The organism is Colwellia sp. MB3u-45, assembly GCF_014077005.1.
Taxonomy (GTDB): Bacteria; Pseudomonadota; Gammaproteobacteria; order Enterobacterales; family Alteromonadaceae; genus Cognaticolwellia.
The window spans coordinates 218,069-240,460 of record NZ_JACGVC010000047.1 but is presented as its reverse complement, the minus strand read 5'-3'; the positions used below and the strand labels follow the sequence as shown (position 1 = coordinate 240,460).

Annotated in this window: 12 protein-coding genes; 9 read left to right on the top strand and 3 right to left on the bottom strand. The window is 39.8% G+C overall.

What is annotated here, in order from left to right; translation table 11 throughout:
• Positions 1-334: 334 nt before the first annotated feature.
• Entirely contained in the window at positions 335-1,228 is an 894-nt protein-coding gene (locus H4J41_RS10480) for an HNH endonuclease (RefSeq protein ID WP_182138199.1), read from the top strand.
• 267 nt (positions 1,229-1,495) lie between these two features.
• On the opposite strand, the gene putA is transcribed toward H4J41_RS10480, so the two are convergent.
• Positions 1,496-5,332, bottom strand: coding sequence for a bifunctional proline dehydrogenase/L-glutamate gamma-semialdehyde dehydrogenase PutA (gene putA, locus H4J41_RS10475; protein ID WP_182138200.1), 3,837 nt, complete (start codon positions 5,330-5,332; stop codon positions 1,496-1,498).
• A 539-nt stretch (positions 5,333-5,871) separates the two neighbouring features.
• Here putA and iadA point away from each other — a divergent pair.
• From iadA to H4J41_RS10455, 4 genes are all read left to right on the top strand, one after another.
• Complete coding sequence (iadA, locus tag H4J41_RS10470) at positions 5,872-7,059, top strand: beta-aspartyl-peptidase (RefSeq protein WP_182138201.1); 1,188 nt, start codon at positions 5,872-5,874, stop codon at positions 7,057-7,059.
• 8 nt (positions 7,060-7,067) lie between these two features.
• The gene (locus H4J41_RS10465; RefSeq protein ID WP_182138202.1) at positions 7,068-7,892 is read left to right on the top strand and encodes a cyanophycinase; all 825 of its coding nucleotides are present in this window, start codon (positions 7,068-7,070) and stop codon (positions 7,890-7,892) included.
• Positions 7,893-8,116: 224 nt separating this feature from the next.
• A complete protein-coding gene (gene cphA / locus H4J41_RS10460; protein ID WP_182138203.1) occupies positions 8,117-10,936 on the top strand; it encodes a cyanophycin synthetase in 2,820 nt (939 codons plus the stop codon).
• A 40-nt stretch (positions 10,937-10,976) separates the two neighbouring features.
• Positions 10,977-12,695, top strand: coding sequence for a Mur ligase family protein (locus tag H4J41_RS10455; protein ID WP_220460972.1), 1,719 nt, complete (start codon positions 10,977-10,979; stop codon positions 12,693-12,695).
• Positions 12,696-12,902: 207 nt separating this feature from the next.
• Here H4J41_RS10455 and H4J41_RS10450 read toward each other — a convergent pair whose 3' ends face one another.
• Together H4J41_RS10450 and gtfA are read right to left on the bottom strand one after the other, a co-directional pair.
• Positions 12,903-13,934 (bottom strand): LacI family DNA-binding transcriptional regulator, encoded by a 1,032-nt coding sequence (locus H4J41_RS10450; protein ID WP_182138204.1) that lies wholly within the window; start codon positions 13,932-13,934, stop codon positions 12,903-12,905.
• Positions 13,935-14,059: 125 nt separating this feature from the next.
• A complete protein-coding gene (gene gtfA, locus H4J41_RS10445) occupies positions 14,060-15,529 on the bottom strand; it encodes a sucrose phosphorylase (RefSeq protein ID WP_182138205.1) in 1,470 nt (489 codons plus the stop codon).
• A 203-nt stretch (positions 15,530-15,732) separates the two neighbouring features.
• On the opposite strand from gtfA, the gene H4J41_RS10440 reads away from it, so the two are divergent.
• The 4 genes from H4J41_RS10440 (at position 15,733) to pgi (ending at position 22,301) form a co-directional block, all read left to right on the top strand.
• Positions 15,733-16,959 carry a sugar MFS transporter gene (locus H4J41_RS10440; protein WP_182138206.1) on the top strand — a complete coding sequence of 409 codons (1,227 nt, stop codon included), beginning with the start codon at positions 15,733-15,735 and terminating at the stop codon, positions 16,957-16,959.
• Between the two features lie 182 nt (positions 16,960-17,141).
• Positions 17,142-19,565 carry a TonB-dependent receptor domain-containing protein gene (locus H4J41_RS10435; protein WP_182138207.1) on the top strand — a complete coding sequence of 808 codons (2,424 nt, stop codon included), beginning with the start codon at positions 17,142-17,144 and terminating at the stop codon, positions 19,563-19,565.
• 77 nt (positions 19,566-19,642) lie between these two features.
• Positions 19,643-20,599 (top strand): carbohydrate kinase, encoded by a 957-nt coding sequence (locus tag H4J41_RS10430; RefSeq protein ID WP_182138208.1) that lies wholly within the window; start codon positions 19,643-19,645, stop codon positions 20,597-20,599.
• Positions 20,600-20,630: 31 nt separating this feature from the next.
• Positions 20,631-22,301, top strand: coding sequence for a glucose-6-phosphate isomerase (pgi, locus tag H4J41_RS10425; RefSeq protein ID WP_182138209.1), 1,671 nt, complete (start codon positions 20,631-20,633; stop codon positions 22,299-22,301).
• The last annotated feature ends 91 nt before the right edge of the window (positions 22,302-22,392 follow it).

The window sequence follows — 22,392 nt, the reverse complement described above, 5'->3', positions numbered from 1 at the left end:
ACGGTGAACATTTACCATGAAGTACGGCTATATCGAGCCACTTTAAACAATTTACTTGGCTGAGGTGTCTATTGTGTTTATTTAAATAAGTAACTAAAACAAAATGTTAGTATTGATTTTTACTTTGTTCTAGTTAGGTGTAAAATTAATTTCATAGCCATATTTTATAGTGATGAGCGTTAGGCAGTAATTTATTCAGCGACTGTTATTTTTACCTATATCAGTAATTTTTAATTTATTTGTACTGATTTAACTCACTTTAGTGCAGAATCAATTGTAATGGCTTTATAAGCTATGTAATTTTATAAATCATTTTTGAAAAGGAGTACGTCAGTTGTCTAGGAAGAAATTTATCGAGTCTCATGGTGGTACAGCGAATAATTGGAGAACTGATTTTTCATTTGTAAACCATGCAGCTAAGTTTGTTATTTTTGGTGCTTGGGATACTCATACTCAAGAAGGTCGGAGCTTAATCCTTGATAAGGCTTGGGTGCAAAATAAAAAAGGTAGAAAGCAACCGGGTTATATTCAAGCGCTAGAGCATATAAGGTTAGTTGAGGAGGAGGGTTATCAACTAAAAACCTTTCCAATAATTGAAGATTTGGATTATGTAGATGCCACTGATAGCGGCAAAACTAGTAGCAAAGAGTTTATAAAAACCTTAACGGATATGACCCTCAACTTTACTGATGATAAATGGTATGCAGAAGGTGCTCACAAGCCTGAATATAGCGCAAAACCTATCGCAAAAGAGGCTGTAGATCTGTTAGAGATACTCAATTTAGCTATCGAAAAAACAGAAAAAGAAAACTTAATCTTGTGCCGCATTGGGCAAGGGCAGTTTAGAAAAAACGTTATCGATATTTGGGGTAATGGCGAAACATGTGCACTGACAGGTATAAATATTGCTGAAATGTTAGTCGCTTCTCATATTATTCCGTGGGCAAAATGTGAAGACAATAAGCAAAGGTTAGATGGCGTAAATGGCATTTTATTATGCGCGCATGTTGATAAGTTATTCGCTAAACATTTAATTACTTTTGAGAAACAAAGAATGCGCTATATTATCAAAATTGCCCATAGTCTTGATCTCGCTTTATTAAAAAGTATCAGTATTGAAAAGGGGTTAGAGCTGGCTATAGCTCGCATGCATCCTAGGTTACAATTGAGATTTGATGAATATATTCTTGAGCATAATAAAATTTTTGCCATGAATGACGTTAAATAACACCGCGATTTTTTTTATCCTTGTCTAGCTATTGTAGATACCGCTTGATTGGCTAAGCAGAGCAAGCGGTTTTCTAAATATCGAGCGATTAAAAATGTCAGTTAAACTGATAGCTAGTAACTGACAGCTATAATCAATAACTCATCACCAACATCTCATTTAGCAGTTAAAAAAAAACGGGCATCATCAGATGCCCGTTTTTAGTTAACACTTAATACCTAATAGTTAATACCTATTCGTTTGGTATTAACTATCTCTCATTAGCGATTAATCTTCTTCAACTAAAGTCATTAGTGACGTGTTGCCACCAGAGGCAGTTGTGTCAATGCTAATGGTTTTTTCTGTTAATAAACGCTGAATCAAGTGATCAAAATATTCAGAACTGATCACAGGTAATATGGCCCCTGAACGTTCAGCTAATTTTTCACTGATAAAGTGCTTACGATCACAATGACTGTCAACAACAATACCTGATAACGCAGGATGAGCCAGCATAGTCGTTAAGTGACATAACTTAGCCACTTGGAAAACATCTGCATCTTGGCCGGTAGCAATAAACTTATCTCTAAAGGCAATCGCTTCATCATAATACAAATCAGAGACCACAGTAATAACGGTATTACCCGTTGCCAATGCCGTTACAATAGAAAGTAACCAAAAATGAAAGCTCACATTTTTATCGGCAAAACAAATGATATTGCCGCGGTTTTCCAAATAAAGCACATTTGACTCACCCGTTGGCCCAGGTAAAAACGTTGGCTTTTTCAAACGCTTTTCAATACTAATTAATTGTGAACGAGCTGATTTTAAGGTGCGGTTTAAATCGTCAGCCAAATCTTCAACAATTTCAACATGGGCAATTTTTGCTAACAATTGACGTACAGAAGAAAGGCGGGTATTTAACTCAGTTAAGCGCCAGCCTTTTTCTGCTGCATTAGCCTTGTCCATAAACAATAGGGCTTCTTTTTCCGATTGTTCACCACCGTCTAAAGCTTCTACCTGCCATGGTAGTAATTTAAATTGCTCAGCATCGGGTGTTGCTTTTTCTATCACTAAACGCGTGAGGTAATTTGGCCCACCTGCTTTTGGTCCAGTACCTGAAAGGCCACGACCACCAAATGGTTGTACACCGACAATAGCGCCAATCATATTACGATTGATATAGACATTGCCAGCACGTGATAACTTGGCTAAATCAAAGGCACGGTGTTCAATACGGGTATGAATACCCATAGTTAAACCAAAACCTGTACCATTAATTTTATCTACAACCGCTTCTATGTCATTGCCTTTAAAGCGCACAACATGTACACAAGGACCAAATACTTCCTTCTCTAGCACGCTAATGTCTTTAATTTCATAAAGTCGTGGCGCAAAAAAGAAATGTTCGTTCTGCGCTACTCCATCTGTTACCTCACTGGCAATAGGGCATTGGTACAGCAGTTTGCCATGGGTTTTCATATAGTCGCTGTGAGCATTGAGGGCATCTAATGCTTTTTGATCTATCACTGGACCTATGTCTGTGCTTAACTTTTCTGGGTTACCCACATGTAATTCTGCTAATGCGCCTTTGAGCATAGTAATAACGTCATCAGCAATATCTTCTTGTAAAAATAACACGCGCAGCGCCGAACAGCGTTGACCTGCAGACTGAAATCCTGAAGAAATAACATCATCAACCACTTGCTCAGGTAGGGCGGTAGAGTCAACTATCATGCAGTTTTGGCCACCGGTTTCTGCGATAAAGGGGACTTGATCGCCACCTCGGTCAGCCAAGGTTTGTGAAATAATAGTGCCGGTTTCAGTAGAGCCAGTAAACATAACGGTTTGAATACGAGCATCAGGAACAATAACGCTGCCCACTTGACTGCCACGAGCAATAACCGCTTGTACAACGCCTTCAGGTAAGCCAACCGACTTCATTAATTCAATGGTGCGTAAGGCAATTAAACTGGTTTGTTCGGCAGGTTTTGCTAATACCGTATTACCTGTGGCAATAGCGGCAGCCACTTGACCTAAAAATATCGCTAATGGGAAGTTCCAAGGGCTGATACATAAGACAACCCCACGCGCTTCTAAGCGTTCATCAGCGGCAACTTCAACCGCTTGTTGTGCGTAATAACGACAAAAATCAACGGCTTCACGTACTTCATCAATACCGTCTTGGGCTATTTTACCGGCTTCTTTAATGCACAAGGCAATAAGCTCGTCGGTATGACGTTCAAGAATATCAGCCACGCGGCATAATAAATCAGCGCGTTCAGATACTGGCGTTTTTGACCATGTAGTAAATGCTGTTTCTGCCGTATCGATCATCTCAAGCATGGCGGCTTTGTCGTGCAGATGATGAAAGCCAATGATTTCACGATGGTTAGCTGGGTTCTTAACCGCAATTGCACCTTCGGGGATATCATTTTTATTAAGCAGGTGCTCAACAAACCAGTAATCTAACGAGGCTTTTAACGGCGTGATGACACTAATGTCGGTTAAATCTAAGCCTTTAGAATTATCACGGCCAAGACCTTTGGCGTCATGATATAAGGCAATAGGTCTAAGTATTTGGTTGTTATACTTATCTTTTAAGCGTTGAGTTCTTTCAACTGGGTCTTCAAGTAATGACTCGACCGGTTGCGACTCATCAACAATGGCATTGACAAAAGAAGAGTTAGCGCCATTTTCTAATAAGCGACGGACCAAATAAGCTAATAATTCTTCATGATGGCCAACCGGTGCGTAGATGCGACATTGAATGTTCTCAAGTGACACTATTTGGTCGTACAAAGAATCTCCCATGCCATGTAAGCATTGAAATTCAAAACCCTCTTTATCATCACCGGCAAGTTCAACAATCGTTGCTGCGGTGTAAGCGTTATGTGTGGCAAACTGTGGGTAGATAGAATCTCTGTATTCTAATAATTTATTGGCACAGGCATGGTAAGAAACATCGGTAGAAGACTTACGTGTGAAGACTGGAAAGTGGCTAAGCCCCTCTTTTTGAGTGTTCTTAATTTCTGTATCCCAATATGCACCTTTGACTAAGCGCACCATCATTTTTCGGTCAACACGTACGGTTAATTCTCGTAACCATTCAACAACAAAGATAGCGCGTTTTTGATAGGCTTGTAATGCCATACCAAAACCATCCCAACCGGCTAATTCACTGTCACTAAATACCGCTTCAATAACATCAAGCGATATATCTAAGCGTTCAGACTCTTCTGCATCAACGGTCAAGCCAATGTTATAACTTTTTGCTTGCAGGCAAAGCGCTTTTAGTTTTGGTACAATTTCAGCCATGACACGTGCTTGGTGGCTAAACTCATAACGGGGATGAATAGCCGAAAGTTTTACTGAAATACCTGGAACTCTGCGTGGGTCGTTTTTACCGGTAGCACGAGCCACTTTACCAATTGTTTCTATCGCATCTTGATAAGCTTTATAATAGCGGTTAGCGTCGTCCATTGTACGAGCGCCTTCACCTAGCATATCGTAAGAGTAAACATAACCTTGCTGTTCTTTTGTCGCAGCACGCTCAGTGGCCGCTTTGATCGTTTCGCCCATCACAAACTGCTTACCCATAATTTTCATGGCGTAGTTCATTGACTTACGAATAACAGGCTCACCTAAACGGCCAATGACTTTTTTCAATAAACCAAAGCTATCTTTTTTGCGTTTATCAGCATAATTAACCATAGTGCCGGTAATTAACAAGCCCCATGATGAAGCATTTACAAACAGTGACTCACTGCTGCCAAGATGACTGCTCCATTGTCCTTGAGAAATTTTGTCACGAATTAAAGCATCTTGAGTATGCTTATCTGGTACACGTAGTAAGGCTTCAGCCAAACACATTAATACTACACCTTCTTCGCTTGATAGAGAGTATTCCTTTAACAAAGCATCTATCGCGCCAGTACCCGCTTGGTCTTGGCGAATTTTTAACACCATTTTACGCGCTCTTTCCCAAGCACGACTTCGAGCACTAACATTAACTTCTGCTAGTGGCAAAATATGATCTACCGCTGTATTTTCATCAATACGATAAAATTCACGAATTTTCTGACGAATTGGGCAATCGGTGATAAATGAATCATTAAAAAGCATATATTTTTCCTCAAAATGACTAAGTAGTAGCGTGGTACTAGTTAGCGATAGTTACATTAATTTTAATCGTGCATTCTAATTAAAACTTAACCGTATGTGCTAGTTAAATTTTGGTTTAAAGCCATTTAAAGTAGCGCTAAAATAGCCTCTGACCATATAATATATTTCAGGTTAAAGGCTTAGAATGAAAAAGTGTGACACGGCTAGTGATAAAGTCACTGTTTTTACTGAATATTACCTTAATAATTCCATCAATATGGCTTAATATATTGGCTTAGCGCTAAATTCATTAATGTAGCGCTAAGTGAGCTAATTTATTACTGCAGTGGGTATAAGTAAATCGCATAAATATGCATGTTGTTATAATTTATTTGGGTATTTATTAGGGTCTTTGTTAGGTGAACCTTGGTGGTAAAATATCAACTGTGGTACAATCTTCGCATACTCTTTATAACCGTTAGTTTAGTTTGCTCGCTATTATATTTTATTCTCTAAAATAATTAATAAGTTAGGCTAAGCACAACACCACTTTATATACCATGAAAAATAATCAAACCATGCTGACATTATTGTGTAATGTTAATATTTACGCACCAACCCCCCTAGGCATTAAAAACGTTCTAATTGCAGGTAATAAAATTGCCGCTATTTACGAGCCTGGAAAAGGGCAAATCGATATTCCTAAGCAGTGGCACGTTAAGGTCATTAATTTTGACGGTGCGACCTTAACGCCTGGTTTTATTGATAGCCATGCCCATATTACCGGTGGCGGTGGCGAAGCAGGTTTTGCAACGCAAGTACCGCCTGTTGGCCTGACTGAATTCACCCATGCGGGTGTGACTACCGTGGTGGGCTTACTTGGCACTGATGATACTACTCGAAGCACCGAAAACTTATTAAGTCGAGTTTATGGCCTGCGTGAAGAAGGCTTGTCTGCTTACTGTTGGACCGGAGGATATCATTATCCTTTAACCACCATTACGGGCAGCGCTAAGTCAGATATCGTTTTTCTTGAGCCCGTGATCGGTATTGGTGAGTTTGCCATTAGTGATCATCGCTCTAGCCAACCCACATTTGAAGAAGTGATCCGCCTTGCCAGTGAAACCCATGTGGCGGGTTTAATCACAGGTAAAGCCGGCGTTATTCATTTTCATTTGGGTGATGGCGAAAAACGTTTAGCCTTAATTGAACAAGCGATTAGAGACACAGAGTTACCAGCGCGGGTATTTAATCCCACCCATGTTAATCGTAACAAAGCCTTGTTTGAAGATAGTTGTAAATTACTCACTCAAGGGTGTCATATTGATTTGACCGCATTTCCTGCCGGCACAGCGCAACCTGGTTGGGAAGCTTGTGACGCCATTGAAATGGCAGTGGAAAGACAATTACCCTTAGCACAAATTACCCTTAGCTCGGATGGCGGGGGTTGCTTGCCTTGTTTTGACACACAAGGTGAATTACAGCATATGGATTTTGGTCGAGCGAGTACGTTAGGAGAAACTTTGGTGGAAACATTAAATAAAGGTTTAGCACTTGAAACCGTACTCCCGATGTTAACGAGCAATGTCGCTACTATTTTACGCTTTAAAAGCAAAGGGCAAATTGCCGTTGGTTTTGACGCTGATTTATTGGTGATGAATGAAAAATATGAAATTACTGATGTAATGGCGCAAGGTGTATGGCACAAGCAAAATAATCAGACAATTATTAAAGGTACATTTGAATAGAGGTAGATATGTGTCCAGCTAAAACAACTGATGGTCAACAACGGGGATTTGTAATTCCTATCGGGGGGGCAGAAGAACGTGTAAAAGATCCGATAATTTTACAACGTTTTGTTGAGCTTTGTGGTGGCGAGAATGCTTATATTGTTATCATTCCAACCGCTTCACAACTCGAAGATACTGGGTCAAATTACGAAGAGGTTTTTAATGAATTAGGCGTGAAGAAAGCCGTTTCGTTACCGATTAATGATCGTGAACAGGCAAACAGCGATGAATACCTCGCTGAATTGGATAATGCCACCGGGATTTTTATCACCGGCGGTAATCAATTACGCTTGTCTACTATTTTAGGTGGTACGCCAGTAGCGCAAAGTATTCGTAAGCTTAATGCGGCGGGTGTGCATGTTGCAGGCACTTCTGCAGGCGCAGCGATTATGCCAGAGCATATGATAGCGGGCGGGCGGACAGGCGCTTTACCTAATGAAGAAGGGGTGACTTTTGCACCAGGCATGGGCTTAATTAATAAAGTGATTATTGACCAGCATTTTAGCCAAAGAAACCGTTTGGGACGTTTGTTATCGGCTATTTCATACAACCCTTTTGCTTCAGGCCTGGGTATTTGTGAAAATACGGCTGCCTTTATTGATCCTTCTGGGGTTTTAGAAGTGGTAGGTCATGGCAGCATCACGGTAGTTGACCCGTCAGACCTGTCGCACAGCTCAATGGCCGATGCTAATAGAGGCGAAGCTATTACCTTAATCGGTCTTAAGTTGCATGTGCTGGGTCCAGGTGCGACTTACTGCATCAATGAAAGAATAGCGACACCGGCAGTTTAAGCTAACTTTTTAAAAAGCCCTCCTGATTTTAGGCGGGCTTTTTTGTTTTATTACAACCACTTAAAGTCTTCCTCGATATCCCCATTCTCAGCAGAATAATATTTTATCGCAAGTAGTATGCTCATTATTCAAAGCGTGTTATCTTTTCTAGATCGCATTTTGCGTAGTCGATATAAATAAAAAATAATAAAAAATTCTCGTTAGAGTAATAAAAGGAAATCACGATGAAAATGCTATCTTCCAACGTTTATGTTGGCCCTAATGTTTATGCTCATTTTCCAGTGATTCGCCACATAGTCGATATAGGGGTTTTGGAACAATACCCTTCAGTTAAGTTAGGTAATGAATTTATCGATGGCTTAATCAATAACTTGCCCAGTTTAGATCAACACGGTTGCTCCTATGGTGAGCCCGGCGGATTTCTTAGACGTTTAAAAGAAGATGAAGGTACTTGGATTGCTCATATTTGGGAGCATGTTACGCTCGAACTCCAATGTATAGCAGGTACTGAAGTCACCTTTGGTAAAACTCGAAGTACAGGTAAAACTGGCGAATACAATATGGTTTTCCAGTATAAGCAACGAAATGTAGGCCTTGAAGCGGCTTTGTTAGCGCGGAAATTATTAATTTCATTAATGCCCGAAAATATTAAAGCCGAATTGAAAACCTCGATTGAAGACGATTTTGATTTTCAACAAGAAATGGCTGACTTTATTCGCTTTGCACAACGCAAAGAATTTGGTCCTAGTACGCAATCACTGGTTGATGCCGCAGAAAAACGTAATATTCCTTGGTTAAGATTAAACGAATATAGTTTGGTGCAATTTGGTCATGGTAAATATCAACAACGTATTCAAGCGACTATTACCAGTGAAACTAGGCACATTGCGGTCGAAATTTCTTGTGATAAAGAAGACACACATAATTTATTAAACGATCTTGGCTTACCTGTTCCTCAACAGCGTATGGCGTATTCAGATACCCAAGCGGTAAAAATGGCAAAACATATTGGCTATCCGGTGGTACTAAAACCGTTAAATGCTAATCATGGCCGTGGTGTATCTATTGATTTAACGACTGAAGAGCAAGTGATCACCGCTTTTGCCTTTGCTCGTGAACATGGTACCAGCCGAGCGGTTTTAGTTGAGTCGTTTTTAACCGGTTTAGATCACCGGATGTTGGTGGTTAATGGTGAATTAGTCGCGGTGGCCAAACGTGTACCGGGCCATGTCATGGGTGATGGCGTTAATAGTATTAGCCAGTTAGTTGATATTATTAATGAAGACCCACGTCGAGGTGTTGGCCATGAAAAAGTATTAACGCAATTAGAGATAGATACTCAAGCCATACGTTTACTAGGCGAGGCGGGCTTTACTGAACAAACAGTACTACCCCAAGGTGAAATATTTTACCTACGTTCAACCGCAAACTTATCGACCGGTGGAACAGCAATTGATATGACCGATGTGGTACATCCTGACAATAAAACCATGGCTGAACGTGCGGTACAAGCGGTTGGCTTAGATGTGGGTGGCGTTGATTTTTTAACCGCAGATATCACTCAATCTTATAAAGATATTGGTGGCGGTATTGTCGAAGTTAATGCCGCACCTGGTTTTAGAATGCACGTAGCGCCAAGTGAAGGTAAGCCTAGAGATGTTGCGGGCAAAGTTATTGATATGCTGTTTCCGCCAGCACTACCTACACGTATTCCTATTGCCGGTATTACGGGCACCAACGGCAAAACCACTACCTCTAGAATGCTCTCGCATATATTAAAAAGTGCTGGCCACGTTGTTGGCATGACGTCCACTGATGGTGTTTATGTTGATGGCCAATTATCGGTTAAAGGTGATATGACAGGTCCGGTCTCATCGCAAATTGTTTTACGTGATCCCTCGGTTGATATCGCGGTATTAGAAACGGCGCGAGGCGGTATTGTTCGCTCAGGTCTGGGTTACTTAGAATGTGACGTCGCTGCTTGTCTGAATGTGCAAGCCGATCATTTAGGGTTAAGAGGTATAGAAACGCTTGAGCAACTAGCTGAAATTAAACGTATTGTGGTTGAAGTTGCTACCGACAGTGTGGTACTCAATGCGGATGATCCGCTGTGTTTGAAAATGGCTGATCATACCAAAGCTAAACACCTATGCTATGTCACTATGAATACGGGCCATAGTTTAGTCCGCGAGCATATTCGTGCTGGCGGTCGAGCCGTAGTATTAGAGAAAGGGATTAACGGTGACATGATCACCATTTTTGATAATGGTACCCATATCCCGCTGCTGTGGACGCATTTAATTCCAGCGACCTTAGAAGGCAAAGCACTGCACAATGTACAAAATGCTATGTTTGCTGCTGCCCTAGCTTATTGCTTAGACAAACCATTAGAGGCCATTCAACAAGGCTTAAGAACCTTCACAACGACATTTTATCAAGCACCGGGTCGAATGAATGTGTTTGATGAGCACAATTTTAGAGTGATACTTGATTATGCTCACAATGCTGATGGTGTGCATTGTATGAGCGAGTTGGCCAGTAAATTAGAAGTTAAGGGTAAGCGTATTACTGTCTTGGCAGGACCCGGTGATCGTCGTGATGAAGACATCGTGAATATTGCTAAAGCGGCGGCTGGACATTTTGATCTTTATATTTGTAAAGCTGATGATAATCGCCGTGGCCGTGGTGAAGATGAAGTGCCTCAACTTTTAGCTGCCGCATTAAAAGCTCAAGGTATTGATGAAGCTAATATTTATTGTATTCCAGATGAAGTAGAAGCGATAAATAAAGGTCTAGAACTTGCCAGTAATGATGACTTATTAATGGTTTTTGGTGATGCGATAACACGCTGTTGGAAACAAATCATTCATTTCAATGGCGTTAATAAACCTGATCATGAAACAGAGCAAACGCCACGTCAAACCGTGGTGTCTATGTTAGAAACTAGCGAGCCTGATACTTTTGTCTTGGAAACCGGCATGAGAATTGTTTCTGATGAACGCGGTGTGCGTGTGGTATCTGAACACGATGAAGAAAGTGATTAAGCTTACTAAAAAAAATCAACATCAAAAAGCGTAGTAATATATGAATATAAAAAATATAACACTGAGCTTAGATGATAATCGTCGGCTGACAGGTAAAAATTTATTATCTGATCAGCCAGGCGCGATCATTGATGCTTTTGTCTCGGGTATTGACAAGCTTGTTGTAGTTAATGTTTGGTCTATTTACGTTAATCGGCTACTGAAGGCGGTTAATTGGTCAAATGAAAAAATATACTCGCGTATCTTCGAAGATGGCATCACGATTGCCATCAGTGCTCCCATCGATGCGCTGTATGCAGCCTGTGATTTAAATGAAATGGCCTGGCAGTTGACCTGCGAAGAGTTAGCCCATACTGAAAATGCAGAGCCAATGAGTGCCGCCATCGTGCGTTTAAAAGCCGCGATAGCAGAAGAAGTTAATCCAAAACTGCTAGTATTAATTAAACAAGCAAAAGCTAAAGGTATTGTTTATTTGGTTGATGATGATGAATTTTCATTGGGTTATGGCAGCACAGCACAATGTTGGCCCATATCAGCACTGCCTGAACTCGCCAGCATAAATTGGTCACAATACCACTCGATACCGCTTGCCTATGTGACCGGCACCAATGGTAAATCGACCAGTGTGCGCATTATGTCGCAAATTATTGAGCAAGCGGGAAAATGTTGTGGTGTTACCTCGACAGATTTTATTCGGGTTGGTGATAATATTATTGATCATGGTGATTATTCAGGTCCGGGCGGGGCAAGAATGTTATTGCGCCATCCTAATACCCAAACCGCTATTTTAGAGGTAGCGCGTGGTGGTATTTTACGTCGGGGTTTACCCATAGATAAGGTTGATGCCGCCTTAATCACCAATATTGCCGAAGATCATTTAGGGCAATATGGCATTAATACCGTTGCCGCACTTGCCCAAGCTAAAGCTGTGGTTGCCAAAGGCTTACAGCATAACGGCGAAAGTAAAGGTACTTTAGTACTGAATGCCGATGACGAGTATTTAGTGGCGTTAGCGCCTGAATTGTTGGTGAATAAGTGTTGGTTTTCTTTAGATGAAAACAACCCGACACTACAACAACATAAACAACAAGGTGGCGCGGTTTGTTTTGTTAAAGACCAGCAATTGGTTTATGCAGAGGCTAATGAAGAAACAAGCATTATCGGTGTTAACGATATTCCTATGACGCTAAACGGCGCGGCGCTGCACAATATTCAAAATGCGCTGGGCGCGATTGGCTTAGCTAAGAGCTTAGATATTGACAATAAAGCGATTACCAAAGCTTTGTCGAAATTTGCTAGCAACAGTGAAGACAATCCCGGTAGAGGCAACCAGTTTAGCGTTAATAACGCGCAAGTGATCATGGACTTTGCCCACAATGTTCATAGTATGCAGGCCATGGCAGTCACGACGGCGAATATCAAAGCTGAGCGTAAATTTTTAATGCTGAGTCATGCGGGTGACAGAACTGATAGTGAAATCATCAACATGACGAAAACCGCATTAAAAATGCAGCCTGACTTTATTATTGCTGTTGAGGTAGAGCCGTATTTACGCGGTAGGGCGTTAGGAGAAGTACCGCAATTAATTATTGATACCGCGCTGGCTCATGGTGTAAAAGAGCATAATATTTTTACTTTTAAGAGTCCCTTTGCTGGGGCGAAATATATTATAGAGCAGCTGCAAGCCGATGATTTATCGTTACTGATGGTGTTATCTGAGCGAGAAGAGATCACTGAATTGTTACTGGATAAATCTTAAATAATTGAGCTTTGGCTTTCAGTTATCTAGATAACTGAAAGCCTAGCTTATGTGTTATTTCAGCAACTTTATTTCAGTAGTGTGAGTAAGCGCTTGACTGTCCAGTAAGGCGTTAAGCGCTTTTACTCATGACTTTGATGTCCACCAATAAGCCATAATAAACCTATAGCTATGCTATACATGCAGTGTTTATTAAGCTTCAACTGTTTAACAGCTTTGTCTGTGCTCGATATGATAGGGGATTAAAACAGAATCTGTAGCTCGGTTAATGAAAAGTTCAGCGGCTTTGCTGCCTTTTTCTGCACTGTTTTGGTGTACAGTGGTTAACGGTGGATTCGACCGGCTTGTTTCGTCAATACCATCAAAACCCACCACGCTGATATCTTCTGGTATTTTAAGGCCCATGGCATTAATTTCTTTTAAAGCCGCTAAAGCGATTAAATCACTCATACAAAGCAGAACATTTGGCCGAGGAATAGAGGTTAGCGCTTCTCTAACGGCTATTAAGGCGATGTCATGACTGCTTTTTGGAATATTCCATATCCTATCATCTCTTAACGTAACACCGAGTTCATTGATAGCCTTCTTGTAACCATTTAAACGACGATGAGCAATTGAAGGCAGAAGATCAAAGTCAGGTAATTCATACACTCGACAGGTTAAGTTTGAATCGAGTAATCTTAAACCCAGAATCGCTACATTATCATCTGCTGACTTTATCGCCAGTTTTGCTATTTCATATGCTGCTTGTTCGTTATCAACGCCTACCGAGGCATTACGATCAATATCAAAATCTGCGGTAACCACTTTTTTAGTGGTGGCTCTTAACTGCTCAACCAACTTAGCGTTGCGCGGGCTGCCATAACAAATAAAGCCATCAACAAAGTCAGCAACCGCATTAATGTCGTCAGAAGCCCCAGAGAATAATAATAAATTAACCTGATTTTTTTCTAAAACGGATGAAACACCCTTAACAAAATTGCTGGCGACGGGATCAGAAATCATATACTCGACACTATCGGGTAATACCAAAGCGACAATATTAGAGTGACCTTTTCTTAACGATTGCGCCGCTTTATTAGGCCCTGAATAACCCAACTTTTTACATGATGCAAGGATGTCATCTCTGCGCTTTTTAGACAGTTGATCTGGACGACTAAAAGCATTAGAGACAGTGGCATTTGACACACCAAGTTCTTTGGCAATGCTTTTTAATGTCCATATTTTTTTTTCTGTCATGTTGACCCTATTTTATTATAGTGCATAAACATCGCGCAGATCTATTCAGTTTGTTGTCATTATTGTTGACATAGTATACTGGTATTTATCAATATATAACTTATTTTCACTCGCTATTTTGAAGGCTAATTCAAAAGGCTTTCTAAGAGAATAAAACGTTTTTTACCCTTGTCATTAAGCTCAATAGACGCTTTTCTCGCGGTTAAGTCGACTAATAAAGTCGCTTGGCTCTTATCATTAGTCCAAGCCATTTCTAATACAGATTGCTGACCTTCAATAGTAAATTCACCATTAAAAGCTTCACTGTTATTACGTAATTTTATCAATTCAATGATAGCTTGAGTGATAGGTTTTTCGAGTGATTTTTCAATGTGTTCACTATTAAGATAAGGGCGATTTATATCTCTACCTACATTGGTGGCAGATAACAAGCTCATATCATTTTTTTCAGCGAATAAACCGGCATAATAAACTTGCGGTGTGCCCGGTGCGAAAAACTGTATGGCTCTGGCTAATAAATAGTCATAATCATTGGCCGCTAACGCATCGTAGTAAGTACAATTAACTTGATATAAATCAACATTACTTGCCGCTGCACCTGTGGCTTTTTGGCTTTCGCCTGCGCTATTAAGATGAATTTTTTTAACTAAGTTATCTATCTCAGCGTTATCAAGCAGCCCTTTTTTGCCGTTCATCGGGCCAACATCAATAATGCCAATACCGTCGTGGGTGTCTAAAACCGTGATGCAATTTCTAGGCGAAATGTTCAGCCACTTAATTAATGCGCTAAAGTCTTGGCTAAAAATACTGTGTAAAATTAATGGCGGCAAGGCAAAATCGTAAACTTGATCAACACGTTTAGCTATTTCAATTTGGGTTTGATAATAAGAATGAATTTCTACTAAGGTATCAATACCTTGTGCGTTAGATTTTTTGGTTAGCTGATCAATAAACTCAAAGGTTTCTTCAAGCATAAAGCAGCTAGTACCGGCCTTTTTAATCGCATAACCAGCGGCATCAAGGCGAATAATATTAATATTATTTTCAGCAAAGGTTTTTAAAATCCGCGTTAAATAGGCTTGTCCAACATCTGAAGTGACATCGATATCAATTTGGTTATCGGTAAACGTGGTCCAAAAATCAGCCGATTGATTATTGGGTAATACATAATTGGTAAAACTGCTACCAGGTCTAGGACGATATATTTTCGCTTGTTGCTCTTCATTTAAGCCGGCGGGGAAAACTTTATCTTTCGTTAAGAAAAGCTCCCAAAACGGTGAATCACTGCCTTTATCTAGTACATCTAAAAATTCTTTAGATTGAGCAGACATATGATTTACGATAAGATCTGCCATTAATTCATGGCTTTCTCCTAATGTTTTCACGTTTCCCCAATCGCCAAGTCGGCTATCAACTTCAGTGTGGTCAATAGGGTCAAAACCCGCATCACTGCCATCTATTGGATAATAAAAGGGTAATAAGTGCACACCTGAAAATAAACCTGACAACTGATTATGCAGAATATTATCGAGTGCTTGGACACCAGAACCGGTTAGCCTATCAACATAGGTTATTAGCTGAACATTATTTTTCATAAATCTACCATTAAAGTACAAGTTGAATCTTAATCGATTAAGGTATATGTTTATATACAACACAGTTTTAATCAAGAATAATTTTGCTTTTTCTTTAAAATATTAAGTATCAGCAGATGTTTTAAGGTTAAATAATCAATAAATCACTTTAGTTATTAAGCAACTAAAGCCAATATATATAAATATAATAAGAGGGGAAAATAATGAATCCATCGAGTAGCTCAGCAGTAGATAAATCTTCAATCGAGGACGCATCGATAACCCGTATTAAGCTTTTAACCTATATGATGTTTTTTGTTTTTGCAATGACCTCAGATGCCGTTGGTGTCATCATTCCTCAGTTAATTGAAACCTACAATTTAAACTTAACACAAGCGAGTGCATTTCATTATATTCCCATGATTTTTATCGCATTTAGTGGTTTGTTTTTGGGTTATCTTGCTGATAAGTGGGGCAGAAAATTAACCATTGTTATTGGTTTAATGATTTTCTCTGTCGCCTGTTTTATGTTTTCTGTTGGCGAGTCTTTTTACTACTTCTTATTTTTGCTAGCGCTAATTGGTATTGCTATTGGTTTGTTTAAAACTGGCGCATTGGCACTGATTGGCGACATATCTTCGTCAGGTAAAGAACATACGGCGACAATGAATAAAGTAGAAGGCTTTTTTGGCATAGGCGCTATTGTAGGCCCTGCGATTGTCAGCTACTTATTAATTTCAGGTGTTTCTTGGAAGTATTTATACATAGCTGCGGGTGTTATTTGTATTTTGCTGTGTTTGGTTGCAATGAAAACAAAATACCCAGTGACTAAACAACATGCGGCAGAAAAAATTAATTTAAAAAGCTCGTTTAAATTAATGAAAGACCCTTATGCTTTAGGGTTTTCATTAGCCATTGCGCTTTATGTCGCTACTGAAGTGGCTATATACGTTTGGATGCCAACACTGCTTGCTGACTACACCGGTTCTCTTGTTTGGTTAGCGACTTATGCCTTAACTATTTTCTTTGTCTTACGGGCAAGTGGGCGATTTTTAGGGGTTTGGATGCTTAAGCACTTTAGCTGGCAAAAAGTGATGTTTTGGTTTTCATTAGCGGTATTTCTTTGCTATTTAGGTACTGCTTTAATGGGGGTTGACGTCGCCGTTGTATTATTACCCTTGTCAGGTTTATTTATGTCAGTGATTTACCCAACCTTAAACTCTAAAGGTATTAGTTGCTTTAAAAAGTCAAAGCATGGTGCGGTTGCGGGGGTGATCTTATTCTTCACGGCGGTATCAGCTGCTATATCTCCTTTACTTATGGGGATTGTGAGTGATCTGTTTGGCCATGTTTCTTATGGATTTTATTTGGCAACATGCTTCGCCGGCTTACTGTTTGTCGCGGCAATCTACAATCTAAAAGTGGATCCTACTCAACATATACAAAATTAATTAATTATATTTATCATGTAATTAATTCAATAAAACCTATTGTACAAAAAAAAGACTTGCTAATATTTATATTTTTAACAATAATCAACTTAATCGATTAAGTTGATTGTTTTAATAGTAAACAACTTCGATTAACTATAAAAATATTAATACAATAAATTAACAGAACACGGGGTGAGACAATGAAAAAAGCTATTCATAAGAAATTTATCGTAAGCGCATTAGCTATGGCTATATGCTCTAGCTTAAGCGCAGCAGAAACAAACGTGACAGAAGAAGTAAAAAAGAAAGGTATTGATTTTGAGCGAATCGTCGTTACTGGCTCTGTTGGTAAAGGCACAACGGTTATGGAATCAAGTGTCTCGGTAAGTAGCATCTCTGCAGATCAAATTGAAATAGCGTCACCACGAAGCAGTGCTGAAGCATTCAGAAACATCCCAGGTGTTCGTGCAGAAGCATCAGGCGGTGACGGTAACGCTAACCTTGCAGTACGTGGTCTTCCTGTAGCCGCGGGCGGTGCTAAATTCATGCAAATTCAAGAAGACGGTTTACCCATTCTACAATTTGGTGATATCGCTTTTGGTAACACAGATATTTTCTTACGCATAGATTCTACAATGGCAACTATTGATGCTATTCGTGGTGGCTCTGCATCAACATTGGCTACAAATGCTCCTGGCGGCATCATTAATATCGTTAGTAAAACGGGTGAAGCTGAAGGTGGTAGCGTAGCGACAACATTCGGTTTAGATCACGACTCTACTCGTACAGATTTTCAATTTGGCGGCGAGATTAACGACTCAACCTATTTCCATCTCGGTGGCTTCTACCGTCAAGGTGAAGGCGTACGTGATACTGGTTATACGGGTAACAAAGGTGGTCAAATTAAAGCGAACATCACTAAAGAATTTAGCGATGGTTACGTTAGACTTTATTTTAAACACTTAGATGATACAACTACAGCATATTTACCTATGCCTGTTCACGCTGACGGTTCTTCAGTTGAAGGTTTTGACGCCTCTACTGGCACTCCTCATACCCCTTACCATACTTCAATGATCACAACTGATGGCGCTGGTAATGGCCGTCTTGCTGACATGCGCAATGGCATGAGCCCTAAAGTGGATTCTTTTGGTTTTGAAGCCGCATTTGATTTAGGCAATGACTGGTCTGTTGAAAACAGAATGAGAATTTCTCGCACTAAAGGTAGCTTTACTGGCCCATTCCCTGAAAGTATTCAAGGAAGCCAAGGTTTAGCTGACAGTATAGCGGGTGCAGGTGCAACATTAACTTACGCAAATGGTCCACAAGCAGGTAATGCTTATACGGCTGATAACCTTATGCGTATTCACTCGTTTGATGTTGAAATGACTAATCTTGATTTTATGGTTAACGATTTCAAATTAACAAAAACGATTAACGACTCTACCTTTACTGTTGGTTTATATAACTCGTCTCAAACTATTCAACAATCATGGTTATGGAACTCTTACTTATATGAAGTAAAAGGCCAAGATGCCGCACTTGTTGATGTAACTGCCGCTGACGGTACAGAATTTTCTCAAAATGGTGTAATTGCTTATGGTGTACCTGCATGGGGCAACTGTTGTACACGTAATTACGATTTACAATATGAAGTTACAGCGCCTTATGCTGCGTTTAGCACAAGCTTTGATAACATAAATATTGACGGTAGTGTTCGTTTTGATAGTGGTTCTGCAACAGGCTCTTTCTCAGGTGCAGCTCAATCTGCAGTTGACATGAACGGTGACGGTACTATACATCAAATCGAAACCAGCGTTTCAAATGTTGATAACGCTTCAGCTAACAACGTAAATTACGATTGGAACTACGTGTCTTATTCACTAGGTGGTAACATCAAAATCAATGATGATGTAGCCGCATTTGCTCGTATCAGTAGAGGCGCTACAGCTAATGCTGACCGCTTAGCTTTTGGTAAAATAGATGCTGCTGGTGTTGCCAAAGATGAAGACATCTATGATGAAGTTGATCAGTTAGAACTTGGTGTTAAATTCCGTCAAGATGAAATATCTGTCTTTGCAACGGCTTTCTTTGCACAAACTCAAGAGCAAAACTTTGAAGCCACTAGCCAACAATTTTTTGACCGTGAATATGAGTCAAAAGGTATTGAAATAGAATCTACATACTACATTGGTGATTTTGATCTACGTGCTAACTTAACGTGGACTGATTCTGAAATAACTAAAGATGTCATTAATCCAGCTGTAGTTGGCAACACACCAAGAAGACAAGCTGATGTTGTTTACTCAATAACAGGTCGTTACAACTTTAACCAAGGTTCTGCGGGTATTAACTTAATTGGTACTACTGATTCATTTGCTCAAGATAACTTTGACCAAACTGACCCTAACGCACTTATATTAGACGGCTATGTTCAAACTAACGCCTTTGCTCAATACAACCTTTCAGATTCATTAAGTGTTTCTTTAAACATTAACAACTTATTTGAAACTGTTGGTATTACTGAAGCAGAAGATGCAACAGCGGCAACGGCTAAAACTATTATACGCGCAAGATCTATTCAAGGTCGTTCAGCAACTCTGACGCTTAAATACGATTTTTAATCTATAACTTTTTAAACTAATAGTACAAATAATAACAAGCCCATTTTATATGGGCTTTTTTATTCAAAGGTGATTTTATGCTTTCTTTACTCAGTTATGGCGAAGTGTTGGTTGATTTTTTACCAAGCTCAGCTCATAACCCAAGTTACACTCCGTTAGCGGGCGGTGCACCGGCAAATGTCGCTGTAGCCTATGCTAAATTAGGCGGAAATAGTTATTTTGCCGGCGGTATCAGTAGCGATGATTTTGGTACTATGTTAATGCAGCAATTACAAGATCAAGGGGTGAATACAAGTTACGTAAATACCGTAGAAAATGCCAATACAGCCATAGTGTTGGTGACCTTAGATGCGAGTGGCGAACGTGCTTTTAATTTCTACCGTAACGATACGGCAGATATGTATTATGAAAAGAGCCAGGTTGATAAAATAAACTGGCAAGATATTACTGTTTTTCATTATTGCTCAAATACCCTCACCAATGAACAAAACTATGATAATACGCTTTATGCCTTAAAGCGCGCTAAATCCAATAAGGTATTAATTAGCTTTGATGTTAATTTACGTCAGCAACTTTGGGCTGATTTAAGTTTACTACCTGCTCGCGTAGAAGCCTGTCTCAATGAAAGTGATATTGTAAAATTAAGTAAAGATGAAGCCAGCTATTTAGCCGCCATTAAAAATATTGATATACCAGACTATGTTAGCTACTTATTAACGCTAGGCGTTAAGCTGATCGTTATTACTGATGGCCCTAACGAGGTGCAAGTAACTTGTGCCAGCTACTCACTGATGATTGCTGTGCCTAAAATAACCGCGCTAGATACTACCGCTGCCGGTGACAGTTTTATTGCTAGCTTCTTATTTTCTCTCTCTCAAGATGCCGATTTTAATCAAACGTGTTTATTTAGTGTATTAGAAAACCAAACACTTGTGTCATTAGCGGTATTATTCGCCAGTAAATGTGGCGCCTTAACTTGCCAAAAAATGGGCGCATTTGCGGCCTTGCCGTCAATTAAAGCGCTAGCGCTTTAATTGTTTTTTTATCAAATATCCGAGAATAAATATGGAATCTAGAACTTCCCTTGCCAGTTGGAAAAAGCTAACGCTGCATGCACAACAGATGAAAAAGTCTCATATGAACGACTTTTTCAATGAAGACAAACAACGATTTGATAAATTTTCTCTGTTATTACCTTCTATGCTATTAGATTATTCTAAAAACTTGATCACAGAAGAAACTCGCTCGCTGTTAATTTCACTCGCAAAAGCATGCGATGTAGAGGCTTGGCGAGACAAAATGTTCAAAGGCGAGCGTATTAATGGTACAGAAGATAGAGCTGTTTTGCATACCGCCCTGCGTGATCAGCAACAAACGCCCATAATTCTTGATGGCGAAAACATCAATGAATGCGTTGCAAAATCGTTAGATAAAATGCAAGCCTTTACCGAACAAGTGCGTCAAGGAAGATGGAAAGGATATTCTGGCAAGCGTATTACTGACGTGGTTAATATTGGTGTGGGTGGCTCTAACTTAGGCCCTCAAACGGTTACTGAGGCATTAAAAAAATATAGTGATGACAGTATCAATGTTCACTATGTCTCTAACGTAGATGGCACCCAAATTGCTGATGTATTGAAGCCATTAAATCCAGAGAAAGTCCTGTTTATTGTTTCTAGCAAAACCTTTACCACCACAGAAACCATGATCAATGCTAAAACGGCGCTGAACTGGTTAACCTCTGCTTCATTTGATAAAAGTGCTGTTGCTCAGCATTTTGTCGCTGTGACCACCAATAAAGAAAATGCGATGAAATTTGGTGTTGAAGCAGATAATATATTCGAGATGTGGGATTGGGTTGGCGGTCGATTTTCATTATGGTCAGCCATAGGCTTGCCAATAGCTTTAGACTTAGGTTTCGATAAGTTTATTGAATTATTAGAAGGTGCCCATGAAATGGATCAGCACTTTTGTCAGACTGAACTTGAGCATAACGCGCCAGTGATTTTAGCTTTACTCAGCGTCTGGAATTGTACTTTTCTAGGTTCACAATCACAGGCTATTTTACCTTATGATCAATCCTTACATATGTTATCTGCGTATTTGCAACAAGCAGAAATGGAAAGTAATGGAAAATCAGTTAACTGGCATGGCGAAACCATTAGCTATTCAACTGTGCCGTCAATTTGGGGCGAATTAGGCATTAATGGCCAACATGCCTTTTATCAATATTTGCATCAAAGCAATAATGTCGTGCCGGCTGATTTTATTGGTTCAATTGAAAGTAATACCCCTATTGAGGGACATCATGAAACACTGATGGCGAACTTTTTTGCTCAAACTCAAGCATTAATGCAAGGAGTAGATGAACAACAAGTTAGAGATGACTTAAAAGCCAAAGGCAGGACAGATGAGTATATTAATAAAGTTGCGCCACATAAGGTACATAAAGGCAATCGCCCCTCTAACACTATATTAATGAACCGTATTTCACCCCGTTCGTTAGGCAGCTTAATCGCACTTTATGAACATAAAATATTTGTTCAAGGGATTCTCTTACAAATATGTTCGTTTGATCAGTGGGGAGTCGAATTAGGCAAAGGTTTAGCTAATAAAATTGAACATGATCTACACCGTGACAAAAACAATCCCGATCACGACAGCTCTACTTGGAATCTGATCAAACATTATCATAAGGTAAAATCAGCCACCGCTGAAACACCTGATAAGTCATAAAACTGTATCTTGAAGTCGGGTGAGTATTCCTGTTAACAACAGGAATACAGGCTTAATAACAATGCGGTTGTTGAAGGCTTGAGTTGGCTTT